Below are 12,481 nucleotides of genomic sequence, written 5' to 3'. Positions count from 1 at the left end.
GGACCGACCTCCCACTCAAATTATCCTCTTTCAGGGTCGTCCAATCAAGGAGGGACAGGTATAGAGAGACTACGGTCTTCTAAACTGATCAGCCCGCAAAAGGCAGCTTACCGTTGTTCATGGTTTCATACGCCTCCGCAATGGTCACCTCCACTGAGTCGTAAGGCGGTGAACACTGACGATCTCCATACCGGACAGCGGTCTTGATCCCGCTCCATTTTTGCTGGCCGCTAGACAGTGAAGTCGCCCCGAGTATAATGACATCCATTCATGCGTATGATTGGAATTCCGGTACTGCTCCTCGGCCTCGCCACTCTCTTCCTGTATCCGGCAACGTCTCGGGCTGGGACGAGTTATGAAGAGGATCTCAAGCAATTGGCGGACGGCGTGACTGAAGGGGCGGCCAAGGCCAAGAAACACCGGCTCGCCTTTTTGGACTTCACCGATTCCAAAGGGAGCCCGACGCCGATCGGACAGTTCCTTGCCGAGGAACTTGCGACACAGGTCATGGTATCCGGTGAAATGACGGTGATCGATCGCACGCTCACGAACTCGACCCTGAAGAAGATGCGTGTGGACCAGGTGGACTCGGCCCATGCGAAGGCCCTGCGACGTGCGGCCAAAGCGATCCGCGCCGATGTATTGGTGGGCGGAGTGATCACCGAAACTCCCGAGGGTCTACAGGTCACGGTACGGCTCATCAATCCGTCGGATGCCCAGCCGATCGGCGCCACGCGCGGGATGCTGCCCAAAGCCGGCCCCTTGAACTCCTTTTTTAAGAAGGAAGAGGCTCCGCAACCGATCTTGAAAGTTGAAAATCCTCTGGAAACTCCCCCTCCGGCAGGTGTGGGGACGCATCGGAACGAGTACTATGAATTGGTGGTCAGGTCGATCGAACGGCAGACCGTCCGGGCCAAGATGGACCTCACCGTCGAAAACGTCTCACGCCGCGACATGAAACTGCTGTGTCACTTGCAGGACACGGTTCTGACGGACGAACATGGAACGACGTGGCACCAGGGCATCGAGGACAATCGAGAAGGTCTGTGTGCCCGCGGACTCGAACTCTCCCCGCGCCGGAAAGAACGCGCCGTCCTCATGTTCACTGGTTCACCGGAGACGGCAGCCACTCAGTTCACGCTGCATTTTCGTGAGAGGTTGCCCAGACGAGACGCGTCCTTCACCATCGAGGGGTTGAAGGCTGGCTCGTCGTCGGAAACTCCGCAAACAATAACGCCCTACGACAACAGATAAAGGATCGTCATGTCGAAAACGTTGAAACAAGTACTCACCATTGCCGGCTCGGATTCCGGCGGCGGCGCGGGGATCCAGGCGGACATCAAATCCATGTCCGCCAACGGGGTGTTCGCCATGTCCGTCATCACGGCGATCACGGCTCAGAATACGGAAGAAGTGACCGATGTCCTCGAATTGCCTCCGGCCATCATCGCCTCGCAGATCGATGCCGTCTTCGACGACTTCGACGTGGCCGCCGTCAAGACCGGAATGCTGTCCTCGGCCGCCATTGTCGAAGTGATCGTGAAGATGTTGAAACCTCAAAACGTGGTGAACCTGGTCGTGGATCCGGTGATGATTTCGAAGAGCGGTCATTCGCTCTTGCAGCCGGACGCGATCGAGGCGGTGAAGACGCAGTTGCTTCCTCTGGCCCTGGTCGTGACACCGAACGTGCATGAGGCACAGCAACTGTCGGGAATTGACATCGCCTCGTTGGCCGATGCCCGGCGCGCGGCCAAAGTGATTCATGGATTCGGATGCAAGCATGTCTTGATCAAGGGCGGCCATTTACTCAATGAGCGGGCGACCGACTTGCTCTATGACGGACGTTTTTTCAACGTCTTGAAGGGGGAATTCATCGAAACCCGCCATACGCATGGCACCGGCTGTACCTTCGCCTCCGCACTGGCCGCTCATCTTGCAAGGGGGCGATCGGTGTTGGACTCCGCGCAGGCCGCCAAGTCCTATGTGACGGAAGCCATCCGGCATGGCTTGGCCATCGGCCACGGACAAGGGCCGACGGACCATTTTTATTTTCTCGACCGATAACCGTATGTCGATGCTCGTACGGATTCCCCCACTCACGTTCTGCATCGCGGGTCTCAGCTGGCTGATCCTTGCGTCGATTCTCGGCGTGGCGACGTTGGTCGGACTGGTACAGGGGACCCCGTTGCCGCCGTGGGTCGGGGCGCTCCATGTCCACGCGGTCCTGGTGGGCGGTGTCGCCCAGATCATTCTCGGCGGATTTATCATGCTTACCCCTCCGCCTGGTTCGGCACATCGAAAAGAACCGGACTCCCATCCCCTCGCATTTTGGGCGCTGAACGGCGGGGTGGTGGGAATGCTCACGGGGTTTTGGTTGCACCAGCACATCGTCATCGGTGTGGCCGGTGCTGTGGTGATCGCCGCATTTATCTCCATCATCTACGGCATTTGGATCCGAGCGAACCGTGCCTGGAGGCTCTCATTCAACGAATCTTGGTGTTACGCCCTCTCTCTCTTCTGCCTCGTGGGCGCATCGGTTTGCGGAGAAATCATGGCGCTCGGATTCGTGCCGGCTTTCTACGGCTATGCGCGGCTCGCGCATATTCACCTGGCGGTGCTCGGTTTCGTGGTTGTAGCCATCATCGGGATGGTGCAGCATCTCCTGCCGACAGTCTGGAACCGGCCGCACATGCATCCCCGGCTTGCCCGCCTGGGCATGATCGTGATGCCGATCGGCATGGCCGTCTTAATCGGTGGATTTCTGAACTCTTCGGTCCCGATCGAACTGGCCGGTGGCGGCATTCTACTCATCGGCGGGTTGCTCTGGACCGGCAATGTGGTCCGAACATGGCTCTCTTCCCCTCCGACCGGCGGCGCAGCTTCGGACCATCTCTTCATCAGCACCTTCTTTCTCATCTTTACCATCACGCTGGGCGAGCTTGTCGGTGTCAATCGCCTCTCGGATCCTCCCGTCCTCCCGTACGGGAAGTTGCACCTGGTCGCTTATACCCATATGACGTTCGTCGGCTTCATCATGAACGCCGTCATGGGCGCGTGCTCCTATTTCATTCCCGTCACAATCGCCGCCGGCCGCGTCCCCAATGCCAAGAAACGCGGGTTGTATCTGGATCAACTCCACGCGATCATGAACCATTGGAGCACCGTTCAAATCGCGTCGCTCAGTCTGGGAACCATGGGACTGGGTCTCATGGCCGCCTTGACGTGGAATGTGCCGCTGGCTTCCATCTACATCCGTATCGCCATCTGGACCAGTCTCGGCCTCCTCATGACCGGCTTGATTCTCTTTGCAGTCAAGCTGACCTTGATGCTTACCAATAAACCGGACTCGCTTCGGAGCGGACAGACCTCCACCGACGAACTCAAACTCACGGCCTGACCGTCCGACGGACCGACCTTCTTTCCTGACCTCGGTCGCGGACTCTGCTACAATCCCCGCGTGGAAAAACGATTCTCGTTTCTCGATCCCCACGGTCATCGAGTCTCCGCCATCTTGACCGTCCCCGACGAAGGGACGGACAAGCTCGCCGTTTTGTGCCATGGATTTATATCGTCGAAAACCAGCTCGACCAACAATGCCTTGACCCGCATGCTGATCGACCACGGCATCGCCACCTTTCGCTTCGACTTCTTCGGCCAAGGGGACAGCGAAGGCCCGTTCGATCAGATCACCGTCAGCTTGGCGGTTGAACAGGCACATCGAGCGGTCGATCTCATGAACGAAAAAGGGTATCGGCGCATCGGCCTGATGGGATCGAGCTTCGGCGGTCTGGTCTCGATTCTGACCGCTTCACAGCGGATGGACTTAGTCTGCCTTGCCTTGAAATGTCCGGTAGTGGATTTTCCGGAGGAGCTGCGGCTGGAGTTTGGCGAAGAAGAAATGGCACGATGGCGGAAGACCGACACGATTCCGAACATCATGGGCGGTCCCAACCGAATCGCGCTTCGCTATGCGTTTTATGAAGACGCCCTCCGGCAGATCGCCTATGCCTCAGCACGATCGATCGCAGCCCCGACCGTCATCGTGCAAGGCGACAAGGACGAGCATGTCCCGCTTCATCAAAGCCGGCAGCTGTACGACGCGCTGCAGGTCGAGAAACACCTCGAGCTGTTGCCTGGCGCCGACCATCAGTTCACGAAAGGGGAAGATTTTAAACGAATGACGAACGTGATAGCGGACTGGTTGGTCGGCCATCTCGCTGAACAGTAGTTCGAGTGACGCCTCTCAGCAGGCGCTGCAGGAACCTTACCGGTGGCGGGGCGACTACACTGCCATGACCTGACCCTCCTCAAGAAACGAGATTCGTTCGATACCAAACCGACTGATTTCCGCTTCGATCTGTGTTTGGAAAGCGGGCTTCATATGGTAGGCGTAAACGGGCAGATCGGGACGCCCGAGCTTTTGAAACTCCTTGAAGAACAGCGACGGAGTCAGGTGTTTTGATTTCTTGGCCAATCCTTCCAGCGTGTCGGGAAAGGATGATTCAATGAAGGCGGCCTTGAGGTTGGGGGTGGTTCGGCCAAGATGCCAGATCTCCTCGGTTTCATGCGTATCTCCGCTATAGAGCAAGGCAGCTCCCCGGTCCTTCACGATGTATCCCACGGTGGGGACTGTATGGTTGACTGGAATTGGAATGACTTCGAGATGGCCGAGCGTGACGGGTTTTCCCGGTTCTAGAACCAGCGCTTGCAAGACCGCGTGCTTCTTGTCCGGCACCTTGAAAAAGTTCGGATAGACCTTGTCGTTAAACACATGGTCCATCAATCCTTGAATCACCGGCTCAGTGGCCGCCACGATGAGCGGGTCGGTGAATTCTTCGGCGAGATTGTCGACCAACGTCGGGAGCCCCTTGATGTGGTCGAAATGAAGGTGGCTGAGCAGTACGAACCGGACGCGTTGCTGTTCCGCCAAGGTGAGCCGTGCTCCGATCGTTCCGGCATCAAGGAGGACGGAGTCATCGATAAGGAATCCGCAACTCTCCTGACGAACCGACCGCTCCGTTCCACCCACGAGGCAGTCCGCCCCGTGGCAACCCAACACTCGAATCTGCATGTGAAGACGACTATGCCAAATTATGTGGCCGGCTACCAGGAGACTGCTTCATGCTTGGTAGGATCTTGCGATCACTTACATCATGCCCCAGCCGGAGGTGCTACCATACCATACTGGTCTTCCCTCTGTCATTGTCCAGTGCTTGGCTTTCTGATGTAAAGAGTCCACTGCGAGTCCATTATTTATTTATTAAGCCTCGTCAAGACACGGCTTTTGGGTCACGCTGATCAGCTTGGGTGCATCCATAAAGATTCAGAGTATCCAAAAAGATTCTGAATCTGTTTGAGCACAATTCAGTTCACCTGCATCGCCTAACCGTTCCGCAGCCTCGAAATCCTCAGAAATACCAACAATTCAATTCAGGCTCGCTTCCTGCGCACCCAGCCGCTACTCGGAAGCGGCCATCTTATGCTTGCTCACCTTTACAAGACCATTTTGGAAAGCAGTGATGAAGTCATCGTGGAAGGCATAATAGCCTTCACTCTTTCGTAGGGGTTGAAAATGCTTGCAGTGCATGTGAGAGTCCCGGCCTCAATCGCTCGGTCTATACTGGTATTTTATTCGTATTCCTTGCATTTACTTGTGTCAACAATATTGACGGCCTATTGACGCGATCGAAAGGATGGCTTCAAGTGGCAATGGGTCTCCTGATCGGCGGGCTTTTCTTGACACCGGCTCATTCAGGTACAGACTCACCTTCGACTTTGATTCAGATAGTGGGAGTACCTGCAGCCGTCATTACTCCCATCGGAGCCCATTCCTATTCCTCTACCGAGCGAAACGCCGGCTACCTTCTTCAGGACGCTGCAGGTGTCGGGACTAACCCTGCCGGGGTTACTGCTCAAAACGCTCCCAACGCAATCGCTCAACCTTTGAGCGCAAACACGACTGGATCTGGAAACCGCCGACAGGCGCAAGAAACAGAAAGACTTTCCGCGAAACGAGTCTTCTAACCTGGGAGGTCCCTATGAACTATCTCCGGTGGGTGGGATTCATGCGAAGTCTACTGATCGTCGGAGTGCTGGGAGCTGTGGTCGCTCCGCTGTCTTCTGAAGCCGCGCCGGCGTCGAGTCCACCGACGATCACGCTCCAGTTGGATAGCGGGACCGTGGTGACGATCAATACAACATTATCATCGACATGTGTCACAGGCTATAACTACTGCTACACCATTCCTACCGGTCAAGTGGTCACCGGCACCAATGGCAGACAGTACAGGCTCGATCCGAACGGTACGCCGAGGGTGCGGATCGCCGACAAGAATGGCCTGGATAAGATGTCGCCCACCGGGTTCAAATTGGTCCCAGTAGGCTCCTGGCCGAACACCGAAGTACATACTCTGACATTAACGGTAAAGCATACATTTAACGCCACCACTGACGGCCCCACGGGTGCCACCATCAATACGGCTAATGCCGGGCTTACTACATGGGCCCTGAGGAGTGCCGGCGAGTTCAATGCGAACAGCGGGTCCGACCCAGTCAACAATAAAGTAACCTTAACGGGGACGGGAATCTTTAGTGGCTCGACGAGCGTAAACATTTTGAGTACAAGTGGTACCAAAAATCGCAGCCCGCTGACTTTTACAATCGCTGGCCCCGCTGCCACGGCCGACATCAACTGGGGCGGTCTCAACAACCTCGACATGGGAATGGAAGACCCAAGCTATCCGCAATTTAACTGCAGTAGTGCCAGCGCAACGGGAGCATGCAGACCGACCGTCACGCAAAAATTGGTGGCCACGATCAGTGGCCCGGACACACTGAAAGTACTGTCCGGGCCGCTCGATGTATTTGGCGCATCATGCAGCCTAACGTTCAGCGCAGAGGAACTCAAACAGGTCAAATTTCTAAAGTTCGCGGTTAGTGTTTTTAAAGTTCTTCTCCCCCACATCCGCAAACCAGATTTACGCGAATACATAGTCGACTTAATAAGCTATTTGGAAAGGATTATTCTTACGACACAGACCCCCCCTTCAGATCCAAACTGTCCGGGAGCGAATGTTGTCACTTTTCATGCAGCGGTGGAGCAGGCCGCCGATGGGTTGGTTATCATATCGGACAACTCTTCCCCAGGAGTTCCCGCACCCCTTCATTATTACGCGGTGATCGACGCGCCCGGCTTGAATTGGGGTTCGGCAAGAGAGGCGGCCCAAGGTCTGAGCACAGGGGGGAATAGCTGCGACTTGGCCACCATCACGTCGGCGGCTGAACAGGCGATTGTCAATGGCCTGTTACCGGACCCAAGTGAGTTCCCAGCCGAACCTGCTCAGCAGTACTGGATTGGCGGACTCCAGACAAGTGAATCGTCAGAGCCTGGTGGTGGTTGGCAGTGGATCAACGGCGAAGGCATGTTCTGGAATAATGGTCCAGTTAATGACATGTTTGCGAACTGGGGGAATACCATTCCTCCGGGATTACAGCCAGACAACGCTTGCAGCGACTCCGGCTGCCAGAATCACTTGTCCTTGGATCACCGCTACGGGTGGGGCTGGGACGACAATGATCAGTTCCTTAACGGAGTAATTCGTGGCTATGTGACTGAAGGTACTGCAGGTCTTTGCGTGCCGCCGGTGATTGATTAGAGGGCTCCGGTTCCATCGTAGGGCCGTGGCACAGTCGCAACGAGAGTCGGCATGCAAGGCGCGGGCTCTATCGGATACGAACACGCTTCGGTTTTTTCACAGCGAAGTGGGGAGCAGCGATCGCTGCTCCCTTTGCCACGAACGGGAGGAGAATATGGATGCACGCAAGACGCCGTTGCAAATTCCTACGTCCAGGAAGCAGGCTGTTCTGTGGGCGTGCCTCCTCATCATGGAACTGATTTCGTTGTCACCATCAGTCGGTGACGCACAGGTGACCACGAACATTACCTCCTCCGGTCTAAATACCCAGGTTAATCACGCTGGCAATTCGTTCAATATCACTGGGGGCACCAGACCAGACAACGGCCCCAACCTCTTCCACAGTTTTGGCAACTTCAGTGTGGGCGGAGGGGATATCGGCAACTTTTCCAACAATACGGGTCTTCCAACGTCGAACATCCTCGGTCGTGTCACGGGCGGCACCATCTCAAACATCGATGGCACGATTCAAACCACCGGGTTCGGCAGCGCCAATTTATTTTTGATGAATCCATCGGGCATCGTCTTGGGCCCGGGGGCGTCGCTCAACGTCGGTGGATCGGTCAGTTTTACGACAGCGCAGTACATACGATTACTCGACGGTCTTTTTAATGGCGCATATTTTTATGCCAACCCCACCAATGACGGCTTGGCGAACAGCATCCTGACCATCAACTCGTCCGCCTTTGAATTTCTCTCCGCCTCCCCTGCTGGATATGGATTTCTCACGGCGCCCGATCCGAATGCCACGATCACAGTCCAGGGCAGTGCACTCTCCGTTCCCTCAGGGCAAACGATCTCATTAGTCGGCGGAAAGGTTGTGATCGAAGGCGGGGCCAACCTGACTGTGCCAGGCGGCAACATCAAGCTGGCGACGGCCGCGTCGCCAGGCGAATTCGATGCCACGACGCTCGGTTCGCTTCCCAATACGGATGGGACTTCGTTTACCTCATACGGTTCGGTGGCCCTTGCGTCGGGGTCCAGTATCGACGTGCATGGGGCAAGCACGGTTTTCATCAAAGGCGGGCAACTTGTACTCTCCATCAACGATGCCACGCTCTCCACGTCAGAAAATCCAGCCCCCGGGAATACGATAGAACTCCGTGGCGGCAGTTCCCTCAGCACGTCGAATTCGGGATCAGATCCTGGCGCCGACTTACAGCTCATCGCCTCACATGTTCGTCTGGCGGATGGATCGTTTCTGATCACGGAAACGTCCGGGCCGGGCCGCGGGGGGAACATTCATCTGACAGCCGATAATCTGACGCTCGAGAACTCGTCGGTTATTGCGACGAGGAATGCTGAACTTGGCCAGGTGGGAGGGGATCTCTTCTTGAATGTGAAGACGTTGCAACTCCTGGGTGGTGACTCCGGCGGATCGCGAATCGCCAGCATCAATAACACGGGAACCGATTTGGACGGTGATGGACTCGTGGATGTCACCGGAGTGGGCGGGAATGTGACCATTCAGGGAACAACCCAAGGAGCGAACAGCGCGGCCGACTCCGTGGTGCTTTCAGGGGGCAGTCGCATCACCAGCGACGCGTCGTCAACAGGTGGGAACGGTGGAGGGATTTCCATCAGAGCCGCCTCCCTGGACTTGAATGGGGCTTCGAGCATCAGTTCGTCCACCGGTGGGACCGGTCAGGGCGGAAACATTGTAGTGAGCGTCCGGCAACTACGCGTGGTCGATGGTGCAACTATTTCGAGTATCACCAGCAGTGAAGATCTGATCCCTGCAGCTGGTGGAATGGTGACGGTGCAAGGACTGGCCGGACCGGGAAGCCTGGCCGGTTCTGTGCAGCTCTCCGGCCCCGATACACGTATCATTACGGATTCCTCCGCTGGCGTGCCAGGCGATATCACCGTGAATGCCGGCACGGTGACCATCACGAATGGAGCCGCGATCGCGGCAGGCAGTTCCTCATCAGCGGGGCCGGCGGGAAAGGTGACCGTCACAGCCGACTCCGTCGTGATTTCTGCGGAGGGGCAGATATTCAGTCGATCTTTCGCCGAGAATTCCGCGCAGGTGACCATCACAACTGATGAGTTGACCATGGACAAGGGTTCCATCGATACCGGCACGTCCAGCGAAAGCGGTGGGAGAGGGGGAGACGTGGTGATACAGGGCGGGAAGGTGAATCTGACGAACAGCGCTGGAATTCGTAGCCAAAGTGGAAGCGAGGAGGCGCGCTTCAGTACGGGACGGGCAGGCGACATTACAATCACGGCCGAGAGTCTGACGCTGGCAAACCGTTCTGAAATCTCGAGCAGCAGCAAGGGGACCGAGGTTGGTGCCGCCGGCGATGCGGGTAACATTACCATTCAGAGTGGCTCGAAGGTGGTCTTGAACAATAGCTCAATCACGACCGAAGCGATTGCAGCCAGCGGCGGTCAAGTCACCATCAACGCGCCGGATATGATCCGGTTGATCGACAGCCACGTGAGTACCTCCGTCGCCGGTGCTGAAGGAGACAGTAACGGCGGCAATATCTCGATCGATCCTGATTTCGTGGTCCTGAAAGGCAGCCAGATTTTGGCCCAAGCGTTTGCGGGCGACGGAGGCGCGATCAACGTGACAGCCGGCCTCTTTCTTGCCGATCCGGCCAGCCTCGTGGATGCCTCGTCCACGCTTGGAGTCAGCGGCACGGTGCAGATCAACGCCCCGATCAACAACCTCTCCAGCGTGGTCGCGCGGCTCCCGGAATCATTACTGGCGGTTCAAGCCCTATTGCGCGCCGCCTGCGCGGCCAGGCTGGCGCAGGGAGAGACCAGCAGCTTCGTCGAGCGAGGGCGTGACGGCATCCCTGCCGGACCCGACGGCTTGCTTGCCGGTCCGTATTTGCCCATCACTTCCGCCACCGTTCGGCAACGACAGGCCAAGGGCTCGACCGGCCTCTCGGGGATCCAGTTGCGCCGAATGCCGGAGCACAAGCAACCCTCGTCGATCATCCGTTTCTCGGACCACGGTGCCTGTGCTTCATGAGGACGCTCCATCGAGCGGTGCAGCAAGGCTCCGCGCGTGCGACTCATAGGCGGTTGTCTTGGGGCATGGGGATCGTCATGGTGGCTTGCTTCGCGGCTCAATCCGTGTCCGCGCAAGTGTTCCTGCCTCCGATTTCCGATCCGGGGGGGCGATCCCGGGATATCCCCTCGCTGAAAGACGAGCCGGTCGCCCCGAAGCCTCTTCCGATCGAGCCGGCCGTGCCCGTACCCCTCACCGAAGGGCAAGAGGCTCTTCCCCCCGTCAAAGTCTTCGTGCGGGAATTCCAATTCGACGGCCATACGGTCGTCACGTCGCAAGAATTGCACACCATCGCCGCGCCGTACTTAAACCGCGAGGTCACGACCGAGGACCTGGAAAGCCTACGGACCGCGGTGACGCTGCTCTACGTCCAGCGGGGCTACGTCACGTCCGGCGCAGTCATTCCCGATCAAGCGGTGACGAACGGCATCATCCGAATCCACATCATCGAAGGCCGGTTGGCGGAGATCAGCGTTGAAGGCGCCCGGTGGTTGTGGCCTGGTTATTACCGGCGCCGGATCGCCCTCGGCGCTGGACCGCCGATCAATATTTACACGCTGCAAGAGCGGTTGCAGCTCCTCCAGCAAGATCCACATGTCCAACGCCTCAATGCCGAGCTTCGCCGGGGCGTGAAGCCGGGGCAGAGCGAGTTGCATGTGAAAGTCTCGGAGCCTCGACCGTTCAGAGCCTGGCTGGATTTCAACAACCACCAATCGCCGGCTGTGCGCGCTGAACGCGGCCTGGCGACGATCGTTCACGAAAGCTTAACGGGCAACGGAGACCGTTTCCAATTTACCTACGGACAATCGCTTCCCATCAACGGCACGACCGGCGTGTTGCCGCTGATCAACGTCTCGTATATGCTGCCGATCACTCCCTACGATACTACCCTGGCCGTCTCCTACCGCCGTTCCGACTTCGAGGTGGTCACCGAACCCTTTCGAACGCTGGACATCGAAGGACATACCGAGATCTTCAGTGTCACGCTGCAACAGCCTGTGTATCGCACGCTTAGTCATTTGGTGAATGTCGGCGTGCAAGGCGAATATCTGTACAACAAGAATTTACTATTGGGCCAGCCCTTCGACTTCTTCGCCGGATATCAGAACGGCGTCGCGAACGTGGCCGCCTTGCGGTTTCTTCAAGATTGGACCTATCGGACACAGGATTTCCTGTTCGGTGCGCGTTCCCGTTTTTCCGTCGGGTTGGACGTGCTGGATGCGACGACCAATTCCGGCCCGGTGGCCGATGGCCGGTATTTCTCTTGGGTTGGGCAACTTCAAGGATTGCGCCGATTTGAGCAGTATGCAGGCACTCAGTTGCTGGGTCGAATCGACTTGCAGCTGACGAACGATCGCTTGTTTCCTCTCGAACAGGTGCCTGTCGGCGGGCGATATAGCGTGCGCGGCTACCGAGAGATCACCCTGCTGCGGGACAACGCGTTTCTCCTCTCGATTGAGCCGCGTTTTCCCGTTTCCCGGTGGCTGTTCGGAGCGAGGGAGGATTTGATCCAAGTGGCCCCGTTTTTCGACTATGCGAGAGCCTGGGCCGCCAAGAGCTCGACAGAATCTCCAAAGAGCCTCATGAGCGTGGGGGTGGGCCTGCGGACCGCCTTCCTCCCCAAGAATCAAGGCTACTTTGAAATCTATTGGGGCTATCGGTTGCGAGGTTCGGGAGCCAATGATCCGCCGTATAGCACGACCGGCAACTTGCAAGACCATGGGATCCATCTGCAGCTGGTCCTGCAGCCCTTTTGAATGTG

At 57.3% G+C, this 12,481-nt stretch carries 9 protein-coding genes; 7 read left to right on the top strand and 2 right to left on the bottom strand.

Going from position 1 to position 12,481, the window contains the following annotated elements; translation table 11 throughout:
- Window positions 1-88 precede the first annotated feature (88 nt).
- Window positions 89-268, bottom strand: coding sequence for a hypothetical protein (locus A4E19_10080; GenBank protein OQW30255.1), 180 nt, complete (start codon window positions 266-268; stop codon window positions 89-91).
- Between the two features lie 2 nt (window positions 269-270).
- Here A4E19_10080 and A4E19_10075 point away from each other — a divergent pair, with 2 nt between their 5' ends.
- The 4 genes from A4E19_10075 to A4E19_10060 are packed head-to-tail and all read left to right on the top strand — an operon-like array spanning window position 271 to window position 4,228.
- Window positions 271-1,254, top strand: a complete 984-nt coding sequence (locus A4E19_10075; GenBank protein OQW30254.1) for a hypothetical protein — start codon at window positions 271-273, stop codon at window positions 1,252-1,254.
- A gap of 21 nt (window positions 1,255-1,275) precedes the next feature.
- Window positions 1,276-2,064, top strand: coding sequence for a hydroxymethylpyrimidine/phosphomethylpyrimidine kinase (locus tag A4E19_10070; GenBank protein OQW30347.1), 789 nt, complete (start codon window positions 1,276-1,278; stop codon window positions 2,062-2,064).
- A 4-nt stretch (window positions 2,065-2,068) separates the two neighbouring features.
- On the top strand, window positions 2,069-3,397 hold the full coding sequence (locus A4E19_10065) for a hypothetical protein (GenBank protein ID OQW30253.1): 1,329 nt from the start codon (window positions 2,069-2,071) through the stop codon (window positions 3,395-3,397).
- A gap of 60 nt (window positions 3,398-3,457) precedes the next feature.
- Window positions 3,458-4,228, top strand: a complete 771-nt coding sequence (locus A4E19_10060; GenBank protein ID OQW30252.1) for a hypothetical protein — start codon at window positions 3,458-3,460, stop codon at window positions 4,226-4,228.
- Window positions 4,229-4,282: 54 nt separating this feature from the next.
- Here A4E19_10060 and A4E19_10055 read toward each other — a convergent pair whose 3' ends face one another.
- Window positions 4,283-5,029 (bottom strand): hypothetical protein, encoded by a 747-nt coding sequence (locus tag A4E19_10055; protein ID OQW30251.1) that lies wholly within the window; start codon window positions 5,027-5,029, stop codon window positions 4,283-4,285.
- A 1,009-nt stretch (window positions 5,030-6,038) separates the two neighbouring features.
- Between A4E19_10055 and A4E19_10050 the strand changes: the two genes are divergently transcribed.
- The 3 genes from A4E19_10050 to A4E19_10040 all read left to right on the top strand — a co-directional run bounded on the left by A4E19_10050 (window position 6,039) and on the right by A4E19_10040 (window position 12,476).
- On the top strand, window positions 6,039-7,655 hold the full coding sequence (locus A4E19_10050) for a hypothetical protein (GenBank protein OQW30250.1): 1,617 nt from the start codon (window positions 6,039-6,041) through the stop codon (window positions 7,653-7,655).
- 154 nt (window positions 7,656-7,809) lie between these two features.
- On the top strand, window positions 7,810-10,680 hold the full coding sequence (locus tag A4E19_10045) for a hypothetical protein (GenBank protein ID OQW30249.1): 2,871 nt from the start codon (window positions 7,810-7,812) through the stop codon (window positions 10,678-10,680).
- Window positions 10,677-12,476: a hypothetical protein gene (locus tag A4E19_10040; protein OQW30248.1), complete on the top strand. Its 1,800-nt coding sequence runs from the start codon at window positions 10,677-10,679 to the stop codon at window positions 12,474-12,476. The genes A4E19_10045 and A4E19_10040 overlap by 4 nt, the downstream gene beginning before the upstream one ends.
- Window positions 12,477-12,481: the final 5 nt, after the last annotated feature.

The organism is Nitrospira sp. SG-bin1 (assembly GCA_002083365.1).
GTDB lineage: Bacteria > Nitrospirota > Nitrospiria > Nitrospirales > Nitrospiraceae > Nitrospira_D.
The sequence above is the reverse complement of the archived record's forward strand: the minus strand, read 5'-3'. Positions and strand labels throughout refer to the sequence as shown.